At 71.0% G+C, this 19,072-nt stretch carries 19 protein-coding genes; 8 read left to right on the top strand and 11 right to left on the bottom strand.

Annotated elements, in window-relative coordinates; translation table 11 throughout:
* Positions 1-108: 108 nt before the first annotated feature.
* The 4 genes from ABD378_RS42470 to pdhA form a co-directional block, all read right to left on the bottom strand.
* Positions 109-1,185, bottom strand: coding sequence for an NTP transferase domain-containing protein (locus tag ABD378_RS42470; protein WP_344530595.1), 1,077 nt, complete (start codon positions 1,183-1,185; stop codon positions 109-111).
* Between the two features lie 116 nt (positions 1,186-1,301).
* Positions 1,302-2,741 (bottom strand): dihydrolipoamide acetyltransferase family protein, encoded by a 1,440-nt coding sequence (locus ABD378_RS42465; RefSeq protein ID WP_344530593.1) that lies wholly within the window; start codon positions 2,739-2,741, stop codon positions 1,302-1,304.
* On the bottom strand, positions 2,741-3,769 hold the full coding sequence (locus ABD378_RS42460; protein ID WP_344530590.1) for an alpha-ketoacid dehydrogenase subunit beta: 1,029 nt from the start codon (positions 3,767-3,769) through the stop codon (positions 2,741-2,743). Before ABD378_RS42460 ends, ABD378_RS42465 begins: the two co-directional genes overlap by 1 nt.
* Entirely contained in the window at positions 3,766-4,929 is a 1,164-nt protein-coding gene (gene pdhA, locus ABD378_RS42455) for a pyruvate dehydrogenase (acetyl-transferring) E1 component subunit alpha (RefSeq protein WP_344530588.1), read from the bottom strand. The genes ABD378_RS42460 and pdhA overlap by 4 nt, the downstream gene beginning before the upstream one ends.
* Before the next feature lie 190 nt (positions 4,930-5,119).
* On the opposite strand from pdhA, the gene ABD378_RS42450 reads away from it, so the two are divergent.
* Positions 5,120-5,644 carry an Lrp/AsnC family transcriptional regulator gene (locus ABD378_RS42450; protein WP_386544489.1) on the top strand — a complete coding sequence of 175 codons (525 nt, stop codon included), beginning with the start codon at positions 5,120-5,122 and terminating at the stop codon, positions 5,642-5,644.
* A gap of 23 nt (positions 5,645-5,667) precedes the next feature.
* Here the strand turns inward: ABD378_RS42450 and ABD378_RS42445 are convergent, their stop codons facing one another.
* Both ABD378_RS42445 and ABD378_RS42440 read right to left on the bottom strand, forming a co-directional pair.
* Complete coding sequence (locus tag ABD378_RS42445; protein ID WP_344530585.1) at positions 5,668-6,261, bottom strand: TetR/AcrR family transcriptional regulator; 594 nt, start codon at positions 6,259-6,261, stop codon at positions 5,668-5,670.
* A complete protein-coding gene (locus tag ABD378_RS42440; RefSeq protein WP_344530583.1) occupies positions 6,258-7,775 on the bottom strand; it encodes a 3-hydroxyacyl-CoA dehydrogenase in 1,518 nt (505 codons plus the stop codon). Before ABD378_RS42440 ends, ABD378_RS42445 begins: the two co-directional genes overlap by 4 nt.
* Positions 7,776-7,971: 196 nt before the next feature.
* Between ABD378_RS42440 and paaN the strand changes: the two genes are divergently transcribed.
* A complete protein-coding gene (gene paaN / locus ABD378_RS42435; protein WP_344530581.1) occupies positions 7,972-9,663 on the top strand; it encodes a phenylacetic acid degradation protein PaaN in 1,692 nt (563 codons plus the stop codon).
* Between the two features lie 15 nt (positions 9,664-9,678).
* Here the strand turns inward: paaN and ABD378_RS42430 are convergent, their stop codons facing one another.
* The 3 genes from ABD378_RS42430 to ABD378_RS42420 are packed head-to-tail and all read right to left on the bottom strand — an operon-like array spanning position 9,679 to position 12,538.
* Positions 9,679-10,458, bottom strand: coding sequence for a TrmH family RNA methyltransferase (locus ABD378_RS42430; RefSeq protein WP_344530578.1), 780 nt, complete (start codon positions 10,456-10,458; stop codon positions 9,679-9,681).
* Entirely contained in the window at positions 10,455-11,699 is a 1,245-nt protein-coding gene (locus ABD378_RS42425; RefSeq protein ID WP_344530576.1) for an HTTM domain-containing protein, read from the bottom strand. The genes ABD378_RS42430 and ABD378_RS42425 overlap by 4 nt, the downstream gene beginning before the upstream one ends.
* Positions 11,696-12,538 (bottom strand): DUF5819 family protein, encoded by an 843-nt coding sequence (locus ABD378_RS42420; RefSeq protein WP_344530574.1) that lies wholly within the window; start codon positions 12,536-12,538, stop codon positions 11,696-11,698. Before ABD378_RS42420 ends, ABD378_RS42425 begins: the two co-directional genes overlap by 4 nt.
* 225 nt (positions 12,539-12,763) lie before the next feature.
* Here ABD378_RS42420 and paaA point away from each other — a divergent pair, with 225 nt between their 5' ends.
* From paaA to ABD378_RS42390, 6 genes are all read left to right on the top strand, one after another.
* The gene (gene paaA, locus ABD378_RS42415; RefSeq protein WP_344530572.1) at positions 12,764-13,762 is read left to right on the top strand and encodes a 1,2-phenylacetyl-CoA epoxidase subunit PaaA; all 999 of its coding nucleotides are present in this window, start codon (positions 12,764-12,766) and stop codon (positions 13,760-13,762) included.
* Positions 13,759-14,049 carry a 1,2-phenylacetyl-CoA epoxidase subunit PaaB gene (gene paaB / locus ABD378_RS42410; RefSeq protein WP_344530569.1) on the top strand — a complete coding sequence of 97 codons (291 nt, stop codon included), beginning with the start codon at positions 13,759-13,761 and terminating at the stop codon, positions 14,047-14,049. Before paaA ends, paaB begins: the two co-directional genes overlap by 4 nt.
* Entirely contained in the window at positions 14,046-14,795 is a 750-nt protein-coding gene (gene paaC, locus ABD378_RS42405; RefSeq protein WP_344530567.1) for a 1,2-phenylacetyl-CoA epoxidase subunit PaaC, read from the top strand. The genes paaB and paaC overlap by 4 nt, the downstream gene beginning before the upstream one ends.
* Positions 14,789-15,298, top strand: coding sequence for a 1,2-phenylacetyl-CoA epoxidase subunit PaaD (gene paaD, locus ABD378_RS42400; protein ID WP_344530565.1), 510 nt, complete (start codon positions 14,789-14,791; stop codon positions 15,296-15,298). The genes paaC and paaD overlap by 7 nt, the downstream gene beginning before the upstream one ends.
* Positions 15,298-16,374, top strand: coding sequence for a 1,2-phenylacetyl-CoA epoxidase subunit PaaE (gene paaE, locus ABD378_RS42395; RefSeq protein ID WP_344530563.1), 1,077 nt, complete (start codon positions 15,298-15,300; stop codon positions 16,372-16,374). The genes paaD and paaE overlap by 1 nt, the downstream gene beginning before the upstream one ends.
* 109 nt (positions 16,375-16,483) lie before the next feature.
* Positions 16,484-17,617: an acyl-CoA dehydrogenase family protein gene (locus tag ABD378_RS42390; RefSeq protein ID WP_344530561.1), complete on the top strand. Its 1,134-nt coding sequence runs from the start codon at positions 16,484-16,486 to the stop codon at positions 17,615-17,617.
* A gap of 16 nt (positions 17,618-17,633) precedes the next feature.
* Here the strand turns inward: ABD378_RS42390 and ABD378_RS42385 are convergent, their stop codons facing one another.
* The gene (locus ABD378_RS42385) at positions 17,634-17,981 is read right to left on the bottom strand and encodes a rhodanese-like domain-containing protein (protein ID WP_344530559.1); all 348 of its coding nucleotides are present in this window, start codon (positions 17,979-17,981) and stop codon (positions 17,634-17,636) included.
* Positions 17,982-18,002: 21 nt separating this feature from the next.
* Positions 18,003-18,893, bottom strand: coding sequence for a J domain-containing protein (locus ABD378_RS42380; RefSeq protein WP_386544494.1), 891 nt, complete (start codon positions 18,891-18,893; stop codon positions 18,003-18,005).
* Positions 18,894-19,072: the final 179 nt, after the last annotated feature.

Raw genomic sequence — 19,072 nt, 5'->3', positions numbered from 1 at the left:
CGCCGCCGCCGGGCTCACCGTCGGCGCGCCTGCCGGACCTGCGGCCATGGTCGTCGTTCACCAGGGCGAGAGCCTCGTCGAGTTCGGCGTCCGGCGCGGGCTGCCCACTCATCCGGCATCCGGCCGCATGTCGCCCCGCGCGTCCTGCCCGGGATCGGGGCGGGCACCCGGCGGCGTCACGTCCGGCGCGGCATCCGGCTTCCCCTCAGGGACCGCACCCGGCGCCCCGCCGGGCCCGTCGGGCCCGGAATCGGAGCTGCCCTCCTCCGCCCACCGCGTGGCCAGCGCCGCCGCCTTGCGTGCGGCCTCGGCCACCGCTTCGGGTCCGCCGCCCTCCGCGGCCCGCGCCGCCGCGTACCCCACCAGGAAGGTGGTCAGCGGCGCCGCGGGCCTGGCCACGCCGTGTGCGGCGTCGCGGGCGAGGTCGAGCAGCAAGCCGGTGTCGACGTCGAGCTCGATGCCCAGTTCGTCCTTGACTGCGGAAATCCATTCGTCCAACACGTGCCCATGCTCCCTGATGCGCGCCCGAGCGGCCGCGATGTCGTCCCAGGTGTCGCAGTCGAAGGACGCGACGGCGTCGGCGACCCGGGTGAGTTCGAGCCGCGCGGTGAGCGACCGCAGCGGAAGCCCCGTCAGGCCGTCGTGCTCGGCGGAGAGCTTCGCGATCTCACGCCTCAGCGACGCACTGCGGTAGGCAGCGACCAGCGGCTGGTCCCGGCCACCGGGATCTCTCAGCACCGCACCGTCCGCGCCGCTCTCCCGCAGCGCGACGAGAAGACTCCGAACCGTCCGCTCTCCCAGGAACGGCAGATCGGCGGAGAGCACCACCACCTGCTCCGCCCCCGTGCGCCGCAGCCCTGCGTCGAGCGCGGCGAGCGGCCCCGCCCCCGCGGGCTCCTCGCGCGCCCACACCACGGGGCGCGCGGTCGGGCGGGGCCCTGCGACCACCACGGTCGTCCCCGCCCCGGCACACGCGCCGAGCACCCGGTCGAGCAGCGCCCGGCCGCCCACCAGCAGCCCCGGCTTGTCCACGCCGCCGAGCCGTCTGGCGCCGCCTCCCGCGAGCACCACGGCGTCGTACGGATCTTCGTACGGATCGGCGTACGGATCTTCGTACGGGACATCGGTCGGGGCGGCGTTCGAGGCGGCGGATACGGCGCCACCCGGAGCCCTCTGCGCGGTCATCCCCCGAGTATGGGCGTACGAAGGATCAATGCCACCCTCCGTACGGCGACTCACCTCACCTGTGTACGCAGACTCACATCGCCGTGCCAGGGCTCACACCGCCGCCCCGAAGCTCCTCACACCGCCCGCAGCAACACCGCCGGCTGCTCCACGCAGTCCGCCACGAACCGCAGGAACCCGCCCGCCGTGCCGCCGTCGCACACCCGGTGATCGAAGGTGAGCGAGAGCTGCACGACGTGCCGCACCGCCAACTCCCCTTGGTGCACCCATGGCTTGGGCACGATCCGTCCCACGCCGAGCATGGCCGCCTCGGGGTGATTGATGATCGGCGTGGAGCCGTCGACCCCGAACACCCCGTAGTTGTTCAGCGTGAACGTGCCGCCCGTCAGTTCCCCCGGCGTCAGCTTCCCGTCACGCGCCGCCTCCGTGAGCCTGATCAGCTCGGTGTTGACCGAGTCGGTGGTCCGTGTGTTCGCGTTCCGGACCACGGGGACGACCAGACCGCGGTCGGTCTGCGCGGCGAAGCCGACATGGACATCGGCGAGCCGGACCACCTCGCGCGCCTCCATGTCCACGGTGGAGTTGAGCATCGGGTAGCGGGCCAGCGCGGCCACGCTGATGCGGGCGAACAGCGCGAGCAGCGAGATCTTCTGCCCGTCGCCCTCCTTCACGGCGGCGTTCATCGCCGCGCGCGCCGCGAGCAGTTCGGTGGCGTCGGCGTCGACCCAGCAGGTGGCTTCCGGTATCTCGCGCCTGCTGCGGGACATCTTGTCCGCGACGAGGCCCCGGATTCCGGTCAGCGGATAACGGTCCTCCGCCCCCACGGACGCGACACGCTCCTCCTCGCTCACCGCTCCCACCGGCGGGTGCGTGGGAACGGCCACGTGCGCGACCGTCCGCTCCACCGCGATGGCGGTCTCCACGTCGGCCCGCGTGATCAGCCCTTCCGGTCCTGTGCCCGTCAGCTCCCGGAGCTCCACGCCGTTCTCACGGGCCAGCTTCCGTACGAGGGGCGAGATCACCGGTATCGGTCCGTCCGCGCGCGGGAGGGTGCCCGGAGCCGAGGTCTCGGACGGCCCGGCGGCATGCCCCTGCGGGACGACGGGCTGGGCGGCAGGCTTCGGTGTGGGCTGTGTGACAGGACCCGCCGACCGCACCCTCCTGCGCCGCGCGGGAGCCGCGGCCGTGCCGTACCCGACGAGCACATTGCCGGAGGACTCCTCCGCGGCAGCCGCCCGCAGGGCCCGCTCGGCGGGCTCTTCCGGAGCCGGAGCCGTGGCGGCGTCCCCGGCCGGGGCTCCGACGGCGACCGTCAACAGCGGTGCGCCCACCGGCATTTCCGCCCCCTCCTCACCGAAGCGGGCCGTCACCACGCCTCCGTACGGGCAGGGCACCTCCACCAGCGCCTTGGCCGTCTCCACCTCGACGACGGGCTGATCCACGGCGACGACATCGCCGACCTGCACGAGCCAGCGGGTGATCTCCGCCTCCGTGAGCCCCTCACCGAGGTCGGGCAGCTTGAACTCAAGGCTGTTCACATTCAGACCGGGCGCCATCAGCTGTCCGCCTCCCACTGCAACCGCGCGACCGCGTCCAGGATCCGGTCCACGCCCGGCAGATGATGCCGCTCGAGCATCGGCGGCGGATAGGGAATGTCGAATCCGGCGACGCGCAGGACCGGCGCCTCCAGGTGGTGGAAGCACCGCTCGGTGACGCGAGCGGCGATCTCGCCGCCGGGCCCACCGAACCCGCCCGACTCGTGCACGACGACCGCGCGCCCGGTCCGCCGCACGGAAGCGGCCACCGTCTCGTCGTCGAAGGGCACCAGGGAGCGCAGGTCGACCACTTCGAGGTCCCACCCCTCGGCGACCGCCGCTTCGGCCGCCTCCATGCAGACGGGCACGGACGGCCCGTACGTGAGGAGGGTGGCGCTGCGCCCCGTGCGCCGCACCACTGCCTTGCCTATGGGTTCAACGGCCTGCGGCGCGTCCGGGCTCCAGTCGGCCTTGGACCAGTAGAGGCGCTTGGGCTCCAGGAAGACGACCGGGTCGTCGGAGGCGATGGAGGCTCTCAGCAGGCCATAGGCGTCGGCGACCGTGGCGGGCGTGACGACGTGGAGGCCCGGAGTCGCCATGTAGTACGCCTCGGAGGAGTCGCTGTGGTGCTCGACGCCCCCGATGCCGCCGCCGTAGGGCACACGCACGGTGATGGGCATCGGCATCGCGCCCCGCGTGCGGTTGCGCATCCGCGCCACGTGGGAGATCAGCTGCTCGAATGCGGGGTAGGCGAACGCGTCGAACTGCATCTCGACGACGGGCCGCAGTCCGTACATCGCCATGCCGACGGCGGTCCCCAGGATGCCCGCCTCGGCGAGCGGTGTGTCCGTACAGCGGTCCTCACCGAACTCCTTGGTGAGCCCGTCGGTGACCCGGAAGACCCCGCCGAGCGCCCCGACGTCCTCTCCGAGGACGTGCACGGCCGGGTCATCGGCCAGGGAGTCACGCAGCGCGCGTCCGAGCGCCTGCGCCATGGTGGCCGGTTTGGCTGCCTTCTTGGTGGCCCGTTCGGCCGCGACCGTACTCATCGCGCGTTCTCCTCGCCGTCCGCGTTCTCCGCGCCGTTCTCTTCCGATGCCTCGAGCTCGGCCCGCAACTGAGCCGCCTGCTCCCGCAGTTGGGTGGTCTGCTCCGCGTACACATGGCTGAAGAGGTCCATGGGGTCGAGATCGGCGTCCTGGTTCATGCGTTCACGCAGGTCGGCCGCCATGGCCTCGGCGTCGTCGCGTGCCGCCCGCGTCCGGTCCTCGTCGAGGAGGCCGCGCTCGGTCAGCTCCCGCTCCAGGAGCAGGATCGGGTCGTGCGCTCGCCAGGCCTCGACCTCGGCGTCCCCGCGGTAGCGCGTGGCGTCGTCGGCGTTCGTGTGAGCCTCCATGCGGTACGTCACCGCTTCGACGAGCGTGGGACCGCCGCCCTCACGCGCGCGGGCCACCGCCTCGCTCAGCACCTCGTGCACCGCCGCCGCGTCGTTGCCGTCCACCAGGCGTCCCGGCATTCCGTACCCGACGGCCTTGTGGGCCAGGGACGGGGCGGCCGTCTGCTTGTCGAGCGGCACGGAGATCGCGAAGCCGTTGTTCTGCACCAGGAAGACCACGGGCGCCTGCCAGACGGCCGCGAAGTTCAGCGCCTCGTGGAAGTCGCCCTCGCTGGTCCCGCCGTCGCCGACCATGGCGAGCGCGACCACGTCGTCGCCCTTCAGGCGGGCGGCGTGCGCGAGCCCCACGGCGTGCGGGAGCTGGGTGGCCAGAGGCGTGCACAGGGGCGCTATGCGGTGCTCGCGCGGGTCGTACCCGGTGTGCCAGTCGCCGCGCAGCAGGGTCAGCGCCTGGACGGGGTCGAGGCCGCGGGCGACCGCGGCGAGCGTGTCCCGATAGCTGGGGAAGAGCCAGTCCTGCTCCTGAAGAACCAGAGCGGCGGCCACCTCGCACGCCTCCTGGCCGGTGCTCGAGGGGTAGACGGCGAGCCTGCCCTGCTTCGTCAGGGCCGTGGCCTGCGTGTTGTACCGCCGTCCGCGCACCAGCTGGGCGTACAGACGGCCCAGGAGCTCCTCGTCGGCCTTGCCGGCGGCCTCCGTGCCCAGGACGCGGTACGGCTCCGCGTCGGGCAGCAGCGGCGCGGGATCGGTCCTGAGCTGCCATGCGGGTGGCGGGGTGGGCCGGTAGACGCCCCGCTGCTCCATGACCGTCATGTCGGCACCTCCATGTGGAAGCGGTCTCCTCGTGGGAGCGGCAAAAGAGGCGCGGCAATGTGAGGCGCCTCACCTACCGATTGTTCGGTCGTCGGCACATTTTGGCTACAGGCACCTCCAGGCTGTGGACAAACGGTTCTCCACAGCCTGGGATGGATGCAGTACGTCCATGGTAGGGAGGCGGGGGGACATGGCATCTGAACGAATGGCCGACGGGCGCGACAGTGATCGTCCGGAAAGCCGGTCCGGCGACCGCCAGGAGGCCCTGCCCCGCCCGCTGGACTCGATCGACCGCGACATCCTGCACATCCTGCACACGGACGGTCGCGCGTCGATACGCGCCGTGGCCGAGCGGGTCCATGTGTCACGGGCCAACGCGTACGCACGCATCAACCGGCTCATCGACGACGGGGTGATCAGGGGCTTCGGCGCCCGGATCAACCACGAGCGGGCAGGTCAGGGGGCATCCGCGTACATCACGCTCAAGATCGTCCAGAACACCTGGCGCACGGTCCGCGAGCATCTGCGCACGCTGCCGGGCGCCTCTCACATCGCGCTGGTCAGCGGCGATTTCGACGTGCTGCTCCTGGTGCACACGCCGGACAACCGCGCACTGCGCGAGCTGGTCCTCACCCGGCTGCAGTCCATCCCCGAAGTTCTCAGCACGCGTACGTTGCTGGTCTTCGAGGAGGACGACCTGGATCCGGAGAGCTGAACCGGAGCCGGAGAGCTGACCTGTCAGCCGGTGCTGCGCAGCCCCGCGAAGGCCAACTGGACGACGGCGTCGGCGACCTGCTCGCCCGATGACGCGCCACGGGCGTCCGGCCGGTACCACTCCACGATGGAGTTGATCATTCCGAAGAGCAGCCGGGTGGCCAGACGCAGCTCGACGTCCGAGCGCAGGTCGCCGTCGGCGACGGCCTCCTTGAGCAGATCGGCGACCTGCTGGTCGAACTCCCTGCGCCGCTCCATGGCCCACCGCTCGGTGTCCGTGTTGCCGCGCACACGCAGCAGCAGCGTCACATAGGGCAGTTCGGCGATCAGGACCTCGACGGTGCGGCGCGTGACGTGCTCCAGGCGCTGCACGGCGGTGCCCACGCGCGCGTGCTCCTCGGCGAGGATCCCGAAGAGCCCGTCGAGAGCGCGGCTCACCGCACGGCGCAGCAGCTCCTCCTTGCCCGAGACGTGGTGGTAGATCGAGGACTTGGAGATTCCGGCCGCCTTGGAGAGGTGCTCCATGGACGTGCCGTCGTAGCCGCGCTCGTTGAAGATCCGGACCGCCACCGTCAGGAGGGTCTCCGGGGTGTACGTGTCGCGCCTGGTGGTGCTCATGCGAAGAGGTCCTCTCGCGTCGCCGCGCGGCGCAGCGCCTGGGACGGCGCGTAGCGGCCGGTGGGGTACTCCAGGTGCAGGCGATCCAGGGTGTCGATGGCCCAGCGCGCACTGAGCTCCTCGCCCCACGCGAGTGGTCCGCGCGGGTAGTTGACGCCCAGGCGCATCGCCGTGTCGATGTCCTCCCTGCTGGCGACACCGCGCGCGACAGCGTCCTGGGCGAAGTCGACGAGCATGGCGACGGTGCGGGCCACGATCATTCCCGGGACATCGGCGACGACGCTGACCTGCTTGCCCAGTGCCTGGAAGAGGCCCACGGCCTCGTGGAGCTGGTCCTCGCCCACCGTCACGGCGGGCGCCAGGGCGATCCTGGTCGCGGAACGGTAGTCGAGCGCGAGATCGAAGTGGATCACCGGCGTATCGGCGTCGTCCGCGGCGGAACCGTCGGCAAGGAACAGCCGCACACCCCTGGGCAGTTCGATCCAGCCGGGGTAGTCGGGGTCGATGGGCTCCTTGTACGCGACGTCGATCCCGGCGCCCTCGATCAGCCGGCCAAGGGCGTGCGCCTGGAACAGCTCTCCGTGCACCGCGACGGACGCCGGTGCCGGTGCGGGCGCCGCCGTGTGCGGCTGCGCCCGCGGGGCGTCGTCCCCGTACGCGAACCAGCCCTGGCCCGACTTACGGCCCAGGCGGCGGGATTCGACGAGGCGCCGCTGGGCGAGTGACGGCGTGAACTTGGGGTCCTGGAAGAAGGACTCCCACACGGAGCGCGTGACGGCCTCGTTCACGTCCTGGCCGATGAGGTCGGTGAGTTCGAAGGGACCCATCTTGAAGCCGCCGGATTCGCGGAGGACGGCGTCGATGGTGGCCGGGTCGGCGGCCCGCTCCTCGTGGACGCGCAGCGCCTCGGCGTAGAAGGGGCGGGCGACGCGGTTGACGATGAAGCCGGGGGTGTCCGCGCTGCGCACGGGCGTCTTGCCCCAGGCCCGCGCCGTCTCGTACGCGCGCGTGGCCGCCGTCTCGTCGGTCGCGAAGCCGCTGACGACCTCGACGAGGGGGAGGAGCGGCGCGGGGTTGAAGAAGTGCAGGCCGACGAACCGACCGGGCTTCTTGAGCGTGCCCGCGATGGCGGTGACGGAGAGGGAAGACGTGTTGGTGGCGAGGAGACAGTCCTCGGCGACGATCTCTTCCAGGTCTTCGAAGAGGCGCTGTTTGACGGGCAGTTGCTCCAGGATCGCCTCGATGACGAGTCCGCACCCGGCAAGATCGGCGAGGCTCTCGACCGGTGCGAGCCGGTCCCCCGCGGCGGCCCGGTCGTCGGTCGCGAGCCTGCCCTTCTCGACGAGCCGGTCCAGACGGGCACCGATCGCGGCGGCCGCGGTTCTCGCCTGCCCCTCCACGGCGTCATACAGCCGCACGGGGTGGCCCGCCAGCAGGGCGACCTGGGCGATGCCCTGCCCCATGGTGCCGGTGCCGACCACGGCAACGGGGCTGCTGAGCTCGAGTGCTGTCATGCTCGCGATCCTCCCGCACGAGGTGTCCGCCGGAGGGTGCGGGGGTGCCCGGCGAGAAGTTGTCCACAGGTTCGGCGGACCCCCTTGTCCCGACCGATCGTTCGGTTACTCTAGCTCTGTCCGTCTGTTCCTGCCCACTGCCCTGCCCAGCTCGCCGGCTCGACGAAGAGCCGGCTCGACGAGGAGTTGGTCCGATATGGCCGCCGAACTCACCGCGCACCAGCTGATCGCCACGCACCGGCCCACACTCGACCAGGCGCTGGAGACGATCCGCACGCGCGCGTACTGGTCGCCGCACCCCGAGCACCCCAAGGCCTATGGAGAGAACGGCAGCCTGAGCCTGCCCGAGGGCAAAGCCGCCTTCGACGCCCTCCTGGGCAACCGCTTCGACCTCGACCAACCGGGCACGGACGACTGGACAGGCGCGGAAGTCTCGCCGTACGGCCCGGAGCTGGGCATCACGTACCCCCACCCGGACATCGACACGCTGCTGCCCGCGATGCGCGCCGCGATGCGGGCCTGGCGCGACGCGGGCGCGGAAGTGCGCGCGATGGTCTGTCTGGAGATCCTGTCGCGCATCAGCGCGCGCACGCACGAGCTGGCGCACGCGGTCATGCACACCAGCGGCCAGGCCTTCATGATGGCCTTCCAGGCAGGCGGACCGCACGCCCAGGACCGCGGCCTCGAAGCGGTGGCGTACGCGTATGTCGAGCAGGCCCGCACCCCCGACAACGCCGAGTGGTCCAAGCCCCAGGGCAAGCGCGACCCGATCGCGCTGGACAAGCGCTTCACGCCGGTGGCGCGCGGCATCGCGCTCCTGATCGGCTGCAACACCTTCCCGACGTGGAACGGCTATCCAGGCCTGTTCGCCTCCCTGGCCACCGGCAACCCCGTCCTGGTCAAGCCCCACCCGCGCGCGGTGCTGCCGCTCGCGCTGACGGTGCGCATCGCGCGCGAGGTGCTCGCCGACGCGGGCTTCGACCCGAACCTGGTGTGCCTGGCCGTCGAGCGACCGGAGGAGGGCATCGCCAAGGCCCTCGCCGTCCGCCCCGAGATCAAGATCATCGACTACACGGGGTCGACCGCTTTCGGTGACTGGCTGGAGGCCAATGCCCGCCAGGCGCAGGTCTACACCGAGAAGGCCGGCGTCAATACGGTCGTCGTCGACTCGACGGACAACTACAAGGGGATGCTGTCCAACCTGGCCTTCTCCCTGTCCCTGTACAGCGGCCAGATGTGCACGACCCCGCAGAACCTCCTGATCCCCCGGGACGGCATCGCGACGGACGCCGGAGCCAAGTCGTACGACGACGTGGTGTCCGACCTCGCCGCGTCGGTGAACGGCCTGCTCGGCGACGACGCCCGTGCGAACGGCATCCTCGGCGCCCTGGTCAACCCGGGCGTGAAGGCCCGCCTGGAGGCAGCGGCCGGACTCGGCGAAGTGGCCCTCCCCTCACGGGAGATCAGCAACCCGGAGTTCCCGGACGCCGTGGTCCGCACCCCGGTCATCGTCAAGCTCGACGGCGCGAAGCCGGACGCCGAGGCGGTCTATCTGAACGAGTGCTTCGGCCCCGTCTCCTTCGCCGTCGCGGTCGACTCCTCCGCGGACGCCGTGGAGCTGCTGCGCCGCACGGTGCGCGACAAGGGAGCGATGACGGTCGGCGCGTACACGACGTCGGACGAGGTGTCCGGCGCCGTGGAGGAGACCTGCCTGGAGGAGTGCGCCCAGCTCTCCTTGAACCTCACGGGCGGCGTCTATGTGAACCAGACGGCCGCGTTCTCGGACTTCCACGGCTCGGGCGGCAACCCGGCGGCGAACGCCGCGCTGTGTGACGGAGCGTTCGTGGCCAACCGCTTCCGCGTGGTGGAGATCCGCAGGGACGCCTGACGCTCGGCGGCGGGTTCAGGCCTCCGAGCCCGGAGGCCTGCCCGCCGACCAGTGGAAGAGCGTCATCCCTACGCTGGTGGCCAGGTTGTAGCTGGAGACCTGGGGCCGCATCGGCAGGGACACCAAGTGGTCGGCACGCTCCCGCAGTCGCGCGGACAGACCACTGCGCTCGGACCCGAAGGCCAGCACGGCGTCGTCCGGCAGCTTGAGTCCGCGGATGTCCTCGCCCTCCGCGTCGAGCGCGAACACCGGCCCCGGCGGCAGCTCACAGACGTCCATCCGCTCGACGGCAGTGGCGAAGTGCAGGCCCGCGCCGCCGCGTACGACCGTGGGATGCCAGGGGTCGAGCGTGCCGGTCGTGACGACTCCCGTCGCCCCGAACCCGGCGGCGAGCCGGATCACGGCCCCGGCGTTGCCCAGATTGCGGGGGTCGTCGAGGACGATGACCGGCGCGGTCCTTGGCATGCGGGCCAGCGCGTCGAGGTTGGCCGTACGGGACGGGCGTACCGCGAGAGCGGCCACCCCCGTGGGATGCAGACGCGGCACAAGGGCGCGCAGGGTGCTTTCCGGGACCTGCACGAGGAGGTTGTCGAGGGCGTCCCTCACATCGGGCGCAAGCTCGTCGGCGAGGGCGAGGACGGCGGCCTTGTCGCCGGCCAGCGCGGAAGGGATCGGCGCTCCGAAACGCAGCGCGTGCTTGACGGCGTGGAAGCCGTCGAGCAGCACGGAAGTGTCGGCGGCCGCTCGCCAGGCACGCACGGCGTCGTCCGGATCACGCTGGTGCGTCCCGTTCATGAAGGGAAGCCTACGCGCGCGTGCTCGGTGGATTCCCGGGCCGGTTCCTCGTCCGCCCCGCGCTGTCCCGGCACCGCGGCGCCGCGCGAGAACCGCGAGAACAGCGCTCCACGAGCGCGTGCCGTCCATCCGCCGACGCGCCGCAGGAACGACGTCGGCAGGAACACCGCGTCGGCCGCGATCATCGCGAGCGAGAAGAACGGCAGGCCGAGGACGACCGCGATGACCGCGTGCTCGAAGATCATGGCCGCGAGGAGGACGTTCTTGACCCGCCTGTTGAAGAGGGTGAAGGGGAAGGCGACCTGCACGGCGACCGTCCCGTACGTCACCAGCATCACCATGAGGCCGTGCGAGGCGAGCAGGTCGGAGAGCGCGGGCCAGGGGGAGAAGTAGTCGAGCTGCAGCGGGTAGTAGACGGCCGTGCCGTCCTGCCACCGGCTGCCCTGGATCTTGTACCAGCCGGCCGTCGCGTAGATGAGACAGGCCTCGACCATGATCACAAGCAGTGCGGCGTTGTGCGCGAGCTTGACGATGACGTCGAGCAGTCGCCGCGCCTCGCCGTGGGGCGCGCGCCGTCCGACGGCCCACCACAGGCCGTGCGCCAGCCACAGCCCCCAGAAGACCATCAGCCAGCCCCCGCTGAGCTCCCCCATGAACGTCACCACGGCGAGGCCGAGCCCGAGGAACCACCACAGAACGGGCCCGACCTTGTCGACGGGCTCCGCCGCCCTTCCCAGATCGACCGGCTCGACCGGCTCGACACGCGCGCGTGCGGCGCGCCGGGCGTCGAGCGACCAGACCTGGCCGCAGCGCGTGAACACCAGGTAGGTGGCCATCAGGTGGATGACGTTGTCGCCACCGTCGCCCATGAAGATGGAGCGGTTCTGCAGCGAGAGCACGCCGATCATGAAGAGCACGGACATCGTGCGCGTGCGCCAGCCGAGCATCAGCAGGGCGCTGCTCAGGACGGCGAGCGCGTAGACAGCCTCGAACCAGATGCGCCCGTCGGACCACATGAGGACCGTGAAGGCGTCGTTCTCCGCGATGAGCCGCTGGGCCATGTCCCAGTTCCACGGGCTGTCGGGCCCGTACAGCTCGAGGCGGTGGGGGAGTTCGCGCAGCAGGAAGAGCAGCCAGGTGGCGGCGAACCCGATGCGGACCACGGCGGTCTGATAGGGCCCGAGGGCGGATGCGGTGATCCGTTCGATGCCGCGCCCGAGGAGGGGGCCGAAGCGGTTCATCGGGCGTCCCCCTCAGATGCCTGAGCCTTCTCGGCTCCCCGAGCCTTGCCCAGGGGCATGTCGTCGGGCGTCACCGACCACCACGGCAGCTGGCGGAGCACCGGTTTCGTGGTGACCTTCTCGTCGCTCCACTCGGGGGCGGGCACGTTCGTGGTCTTGGAGCGGACCTGGACGCGCTCGATGGTGGCGTCCCCGCCCATGGGCTCCTCGCGCTCGACGCGCATCATCACGATGCGGCGGATGTAGCGCTCCGAGAGCTCGCCGCGCAGGCCGCGGGGACGATTCTGCGCGTCGTGTGCGGCGACGTAGAAGTCCCAGGCCCTGCGCAGTTCGTTCTGCTGCGTGTGGCTGGGCAGCAGATTGCCGTCGATGGCGGCGCCGTCGCGTGCGGAGAGGTCGTACCAGCCGGTGGTCCGGGTGATGCCGCCGTCCGTACGGATCTCGGCGCGGGCCTGCACCGCGATGTTCTGCTGCATCGGGTTGGGCGCGAAGAGCTTCCAGTTCTGCTCGAACTCGGGGTAGATCCAGTCGTCGACGGCCTGCCCGTGCTGCTTGGTCATGGTGTTCGCGGGGGCGACGTGGAGGAAGAGCATCCCGACGTGGACGCAGGCGGTGACAGTGATGATCGCCAGCGCGAGCGCGGCCGCGACCTGATAGCGCGGGGAGAGGGCGGCGATACCTGCGCGGGGCGGGGACGCGGCCGCGATGCCGGTGGTGGCCGGCGGGGCGCCGGAGATGCCGCTGACCGGAGGCGTGGGGGGAATGCCGTCGGAGGGTGAGGGGACGGCGTCGAAGGATGGGAGCGGCGGCTCGTTCGCGTTGTTGTCGTTCGCGTCCATTTCGCCCCGATTCCCGATCCCGCACGGTGGTGCGCCCGTCGGCTCGCCCGTCACACGGCCCTCTACCGCCCGCTTCGCACCGGAACGGTACTCATGCCTGCGCGCCAGGCACAGCGTCCGTGAAGTTATCCACAGGGTTGACACCTTATGGCGCTGAGCCGCACCATTGAATTCCACGAACCGAACGATCGGTCGGTAGCTAGCTAAAGGTCGAGGGGGACCGCGATGGCGACAGCAGCCGAGCATCAGACGGCCCGGTCCGAGCCGGACCAGGCAGCGGCCGACGCCGCACGCACAGCGGCGCACGCATCGGCGTTCGACGCCGCCGTCGCGGCCGACGAGCGCATCGAACCGCGCGACTGGATGCCCGATGCCTATCGCGCCTCGCTGGTCAGGCAGATAGCGCAGCACGCCCACTCCGAGATCATCGGCATGCAGCCGGAGGCCAACTGGATCACGCGCGCCCCGTCCCTGCGGCGCAAGGCGATCCTGATGGCCAAGGTGCAGGACGAGGCCGGTCACGGCCTGTATCTGTACAGCGCGGCCGAGACCCTCGGCACCAGCCGTGAGGAGCTGCTCGACAAACTGCACTCCGGCCGCCAGAAGTACTCGTCGATCTTCAACTACCCGACGCTGACCTGGGCCGACGTCGGCGCGATCGGCTGGCTGGTGGACGGCGCCGCGATCACGAACCAGGTCCCGCTCTGCCGCTGTTCGTACGGCCCCTATGCCCGCGCGATGGTCCGCGTCTGCAAGGAGGAGTCGTTCCACCAGCGCCAGGGGTACGAATCGCTGCTCGCCCTCAGCCGCGGCACCGAGGCCCAGCACGCGATGGCCCAGGACGCGGTGGACCGCTGGTGGTGGCCGTCCCTGATGATGTTCGGCCCGCCCGACGACGAGTCGTCGCACTCGGAGCAGTCGATGACCTGGAAGATCAAGCGTCACTCGAACGACGAGCTGCGCCAGCGCTTCGTGGACATCTGCGTCCCCCAGGCCGAGTCTCTCGGGCTCACGCTCCCCGACCCCGACCTCGTGTGGAACGAGGAGCGGGGACACCACGACTTCGGTGCGATCGACTGGACGGAGTTCTGGGCGGTCCTCAAGGGCAACGGCCCCTGCAACGAACAGCGGATCACCCAGCGCAAGAGCGCACACGACGAAGGCGCGTGGGTGCGAGAGGCAGCAGCGGCGTTCGCCGCCAAGCACGGGGAGGCGAAGGCATGAGCAGCTCGACCGACTGGCCGCTGTGGGAGGTGTTCGTGCGCTCCCGCCGCGGGCTCTCCCACACCCACGCCGGCAGCCTGCACGCACCGGACGCCGAGATGGCCCTGCGCAACGCCCGCGATCTGTACACACGCAGGAGCGAAGGCGTCTCGATCTGGGTCGTGCCGTCCACGCAGATCACCGCCTCCTCGCCCGACGAGAAGGACTCCTTCTTCGAACCGGCGGGCGACAAGCCCTACCGCCACCCGACCTTCTACGACATCCCGGAGGGGGTGAAGCACCTGTGACCGCGCCACTGGCCCCGACAGCCACCGCCGCAGCCATCGCCCTGGGCGATGACGCCCTGGTGCTCTCACACCGGCTGGGGGAGTGGGCGGGCCACGCGCCCGTCCTCGAAGAAGAGGTCGCCCTGGCGAACATCGCCCTCGACCTGCTCGGCCAGGCGCGCGTCCTGCTCTCCCTGGCCGGGGACGAAGACGAACTGGCCTACCTGCGCGAGGAGCGCGCCTTCCGCAACCTCCAGCTGGTCGAGCAGCCGAACGGCGACTTCGCCCACACCATCGCCCGCCAGCTCTACTTCTCCACCTACCAGACCTTGCTGTACGGCGAGTTGGCGAGCGGAGACAGCACCTTCGCCCCGCTGGCGGCGAAGGCCGTCAAGGAAGTCGCCTACCACCAGGACCACGCGGAGCAGTGGACGCTGCGGCTCGGCGACGGCACGGCACAGAGCCATGAGCGGATGGAGCGCGGGCTCGACGCGCTCTGGCGGTTCACCGGGGAGATGTTCCAGCCGGTGGAGGGCCTCGACGGCGCGCAAGACGCCGAAGGCATCGACTGGCAGACGCTGCGCGCGAACTGGACGGCCTCGGTCACCGCCGTCATCGAGAAGGCGACCCTGAGTGTGCCCTCAGGACCCCAGGAAGGGGCCTGGGCGGCCGGCGCGGGCCGCCAGGGCCTGCACACCGAATCATTCGGACGGATGCTCGCCGAGATGCAGCATCTGCACCGCAGCCACCCGGGGGCGTCATGGTGACCACCGCGCTGGAGGAAGAGCTCCTGGCCCTCGCGGGCTCCGTGCTCGACCCGGAGCTTCCGGTCATCACGCTGGCCGAGCTCGGGGTGCTGCGCGGCGTTCACGTCCGCGGCATCGGCAAGGTCGACGTCGAGCTGACCCCCACGTACACCGGCTGCCCCGCCATAGAGACCATGACCGCCGACATCGAGCAGGTGCTGCACGAGCGCGGCATGGCGGAGGTCTCCGTGCGCACCGTGCTCTCCCCCGCCTGGTCGACGGACGACATCAGCGCCGAGGGCCGCCGCAAACTGGCGGAGTTCGGCATCGCGCCCCCGCGCCCGCACAGCACCGGCGGACCCGGCAGCGGCGGCGGACCCATCCCCCTCACCCTCTCCGTCCGCTGCCCGCACTGCGGCTCGACCGACACCGAACTGCTCAGCCGTTTCTCGTCGACGGCCTGCAAGGCCCTGCGCCGGTGCGTCGCCTGCCGTGAACCGTTCGACCACTTCAAGGAGTTGTGATGGCACGCTTCCACCAGCTCCGGGTAGCGGCGGTCGAGCAGCTCACCGACGACTCCGTGACGCTGACCTTCGAGGTGCCGCCCGCCCTGCGCGAGGAGTACCACTACGCACCGGGCCAGCACCTCGCCATCCGCCGCTTCGTCGACGGCACCGAGATCCGGCGTACGTACTCGATCTGCGCACCCGCGCCCCACCCCGAACGCCCCTCGGAGCCACGGACCTTGCGGGTCGGGGTGCGCTTCGTCGAAGGCGGCGCCTTCTCGACGTACGCCCTGAAGGAAGTCGCCGTCGGCGATGAGCTGGAGGTGATGACCCCAGCCGGGCGCTTCACGCTGGACCCCGCGCCGGGGCGTTATGCGGCGGTGGTCGGCGGCAGTGGGATCACGCCGGTGCTCTCCATCGTCACGACGCTCCTGGAGCGCGAACCGCACGCCACGTTCTGCCTCATCCGCAGCGACCGCACCGCCGCGTCGACGATGTTCCTGGAGGAGGTCGCCGACCTCAAGGACCGCTGGCCGGACCGGTTCCAGCTGGTCACGGTGCTCTCCCGGGAAGAGCAGCAGTCGGGGCTCGACTCCGGCCGGCTCGACGAGGAGCGGCTCGGCAGGCTGCTGCCGGCGCTGCTGCCCGTCGAGGAGATCTCAGGCTGGTTCCTGTGCGGACCGTTCGGCCTGGTGCAGGGCGCGGAGAAGACGCTGCGCCGCCTGGGCGTGACACGTCAGCGCATCCACGAGGAGATATTCCACGTGGACGACGGCCTCGCCTCACCGGCGCCCACCACCACGACGGACACCCCCGCGCACAGCACCGTGACGGTGACGCTCGACGGACGCTCCGGCACCTGGCCGGTCCGGGACGGGGAGTCCCTCCTCGACACCGTGCTGCGCAACCGCGCGGACGCGCCGTACGCCTGCAAGGGCGGGGTGTGCGGGACCTGCCGGGCTTTCCGAGTCTCGGGCGAGGTACGGATGAGCCGCAACTTCGCACTGGAGCCGGAGGAGACCGAGGCGGGGTATGTGCTGGCGTGCCAGTCGCATCCGGCCACGGACACGGTGGAGCTGGACTTCGACCGCTGAGACCTTCCCTGTTCCCTTCCCGTAGAACCTGTTCTATCTTGACGACCCGTCAGAAACAGCGGACGGAGAAGAGACAGAGCCGTCGGGCCGGTGCACGGGAGGACAAGCAGTGGACTTCACCTTCACCGAGGAACAACAGGCGGCCGTCGAGGCGGCGAAGGCACTCTTCGCCTCCGTCGCCCCCGACGGAGTGCCGAGCCCCGCCCTCGTGCCGGGCGCTGTCGCCGAGGACTTCGACCGCGCCCTGTGGGCCAAGCTCGCCGGATCCGACCTGCTGAGCCTGCTCCTCGACCCCGAGCACGGCGGTGCGGGCCTGGACGCCATCGCCCTCTGCCTGGTCCTGCGCGAGTCGGCCAAGAAGCTCGCCCGGGTCCCGCTCCTGGAGAGCAGCGCGGCCGCGTACGCCGTGCAGACGTACGGAAGCGAGGAGTTGAAGCAGCGGATCCTGCCGATGGCCGCCCGCGGAGAGCTCGTCCTGACCGTCGCGGCGAACGGCCGCAGCGGGCACGACCCCGCCGAACTCTCCGTCACCGCACGACAGGACGGCGACGGCTGGCTGCTCAACGGCACACAGACAGCCGTGCCCTGGGCGCAGAACGCCGACCTCATCGTGGTGCCCGCCCACACATCCGCCGGCCAGGCCGTCCTCGCCCTGATCCCCCGCGTGCACGAAGGCCTCACGGTCGCCGATCAGGTATCCACGAACGGTGAACGCCTCGGCGAGCTGAGCCTTAATTCCGTACGGATCGGCGGCGCCGACGTCATCGAGACCGACGGGGCCTGGGACTGGCTGCGCGATCTGCTCGCGACCGGGACGTGCGCCCTCGCACTCGGCGTCGGCGAGGGCGTGCTGAGCATGACCAGCGAATACACCAGCAAACGCGAGCAGTTCGGCTTCCCCGTCGCCACCTTCCAGGCCGTGGCGGTGCAGGCGGCCGATCGTTACATCGACCTGCGCGCGATGGAGGTCACCCTCTGGCAGGCCGCCTGGCGCATCAGCACCAGCGCGAGCGGCGCCCTGCCGGCCACGGGAGACGTGGCCGTCGCCAAGATCTGGGCGTCGGACGGCGTACGCAGGGTGGTGCAGACGGCGCAGCATCTGCACGGCGGCTTCGGATCCGACACCGACTACCCTCTGCACCGGTACCACGCGTGGGCCAAGCAGCTGGAGCTGTCCCTCGGCCCGGCAGCGGCACACGAGCAGGCACTGGGCGACCTGCTCGCCGCCCACCCGCTCGGCTGAGGCGGGCCCCAGGAAACTAGATCACGGTGCCCGGCTGGCCCTTGTCGTCGACGACGGGCCGGCCCACGGCCTCCCAGCTCTGCATGCCGCCATCGACGTTCACCGCGTCGATGCCCTGCTGGCGGAGGTACATGGTCACCTGCGCCGAGCGTCCACCGACCCGGCAGATGACATGGACCTTCCCGTCCTGCGGGGCGGCCTCGGTCAACTCGCCGTAGCGGGAGACGAAGTCGCTCATCGGGATGTGCAGCGCACCCGCGGCGTGGCCCGCCTGCCACTCATCGTCCTCGCGCACGTCAAGGAGGAAGTCGTCGAGTGCGAGTTCGCCGACACCGACCGTGGGCACCTGTGATCCGAAAGCCATGCCCCGACGCTACCCGACTGTCTAAGCGGTCAGCCGCGCAAGCTCGGCCTCGCGCTCGGTGACCTGTGCGAGCAGCTGCTCGGCGATCTCGTCGAGGAGCTGGTCCGGATCATCCGGCGCCATCCGCAGCATCGCGCCGATCGCGCCCTCCTCCAGCTCCCGGGCGACCACGGTGAGCAGTTCCTTGCGCTGGGCCAGCCACTCGAGGCGTGCGTAGAGCTCTTCGCTCTTGTTCGGCCACTGCTGCTCGGCCACGGGACCGGCGGCCCACTCCGCGGACAGCTCCCGCAGCAGGGCCTCGTCCCCACGGGCGTACGCGGCGTTCACCCGCGTGATGAACTCCTCGCGGCGGCTGCGCTCCTGGTCTTCCTGCGCCAGGTCGGGGTGGGACTTGCGGACGAGCTCGCGGTAGAGCTTGCGGGCCTCGTCGCTGGGCCGCACCCGCTGCGGCGGCCGCACCGACTGATCCGTCAGCATCGCGGCGGCCTCCGGATAGAGCCCTTCGCCGTCCATCCAACCGTGGAACAGCTCCTCGACACCCGGCATCGGCATGACCCGCGCCCGCGCCTCATCCGCCTTGCGCCGGTCCTCCGGGTCACCGCTGCGGGCCGCGAGGGCCTCGGCGATCTCCGCGTCCAGCTCGTCGAGGCGCGCGTACATCGGGCCGAGCTTCTGGTGATGGAGCCGGGAGAAGTTCTCCACCTCGACCCGGAACGTCTCGACGGCGATCTCGTACTCGATCAGCGCCTGCTCGGCCGCCCGGACCGCCTTCTCCAGCCGGTCCTCCGGCCGCGCGGCGCCGCCCTGCCCCGCCGCCCCGTCAGTAGCTTCGTGACCAGCGGCCACGGATTCGGGATCGGGTGCGGTATCAGGCGTCTGGGGCTGCGTCGGCTCGGCTTCCGGGGTCGTCACCCGTCCAGCGTAGGCCACCGCGACACGGCCCCGTCCGCGCACCGGCCCACGCCGCCCGGCCCCTGCAGACCCCTCGCCGCACACTCCGGGTGGGGCCCCTCCCCCCTCCCTCCCTCCCCCTCCCCTCTCCCCCTCACCCCGTACTGAGCCGCACAGCGAAGGATCAGCCATGCCCTCGC

Source organism: Streptomyces rectiviolaceus, assembly GCF_039533825.1.
In the GTDB taxonomy this organism is placed as follows: Bacteria; Actinomycetota; Actinomycetes; order Streptomycetales; family Streptomycetaceae; genus Streptomyces; species Streptomyces rectiviolaceus.
Note: the sequence above shows the minus strand (reverse complement) of the source record. Positions and strands in the feature narration are given on the sequence as shown.

Bases quoted from the DNA above. Each gene is read 5' to 3' on its own strand.
- ABD378_RS42470 (WP_344530595.1), bottom strand. From the start codon at position 1,185: ATGACCGCGCAGAGGGCTCCGGGTGGCGCCGTATCCGCCGCCTCGAAC.
- ABD378_RS42465 (WP_344530593.1), bottom strand. From the start codon at position 2,741: ATGGCGCCCGGTCTGAATGTGAACAGCCTTGAGTTCAAGCTGCCCGAC.
- ABD378_RS42460 (WP_344530590.1), bottom strand. From the start codon at position 3,769: ATGAGTACGGTCGCGGCCGAACGGGCCACCAAGAAGGCAGCCAAACCG.
- pdhA (WP_344530588.1), bottom strand. From the start codon at position 4,929: ATGACGGTCATGGAGCAGCGGGGCGTCTACCGGCCCACCCCGCCACCC.
- ABD378_RS42450 (WP_386544489.1), top strand. From the start codon at position 5,120: ATGGCATCTGAACGAATGGCCGACGGGCGCGACAGTGATCGTCCGGAA.
- ABD378_RS42445 (WP_344530585.1), bottom strand. From the start codon at position 6,261: ATGAGCACCACCAGGCGCGACACGTACACCCCGGAGACCCTCCTGACG.
- ABD378_RS42440 (WP_344530583.1), bottom strand. From the start codon at position 7,775: ATGACAGCACTCGAGCTCAGCAGCCCCGTTGCCGTGGTCGGCACCGGC.
- paaN (WP_344530581.1), top strand. From the start codon at position 7,972: ATGGCCGCCGAACTCACCGCGCACCAGCTGATCGCCACGCACCGGCCC.
- ABD378_RS42430 (WP_344530578.1), bottom strand. From the start codon at position 10,458: ATGAACGGGACGCACCAGCGTGATCCGGACGACGCCGTGCGTGCCTGG.
- ABD378_RS42425 (WP_344530576.1), bottom strand. From the start codon at position 11,699: ATGAACCGCTTCGGCCCCCTCCTCGGGCGCGGCATCGAACGGATCACC.
- ABD378_RS42420 (WP_344530574.1), bottom strand. From the start codon at position 12,538: ATGGACGCGAACGACAACAACGCGAACGAGCCGCCGCTCCCATCCTTC.
- paaA (WP_344530572.1), top strand. From the start codon at position 12,764: ATGGCGACAGCAGCCGAGCATCAGACGGCCCGGTCCGAGCCGGACCAG.
- paaB (WP_344530569.1), top strand. From the start codon at position 13,759: ATGAGCAGCTCGACCGACTGGCCGCTGTGGGAGGTGTTCGTGCGCTCC.
- paaD (WP_344530565.1), top strand. From the start codon at position 14,789: ATGGTGACCACCGCGCTGGAGGAAGAGCTCCTGGCCCTCGCGGGCTCC.
- paaE (WP_344530563.1), top strand. From the start codon at position 15,298: ATGGCACGCTTCCACCAGCTCCGGGTAGCGGCGGTCGAGCAGCTCACC.
- ABD378_RS42385 (WP_344530559.1), bottom strand. From the start codon at position 17,981: ATGGCTTTCGGATCACAGGTGCCCACGGTCGGTGTCGGCGAACTCGCA.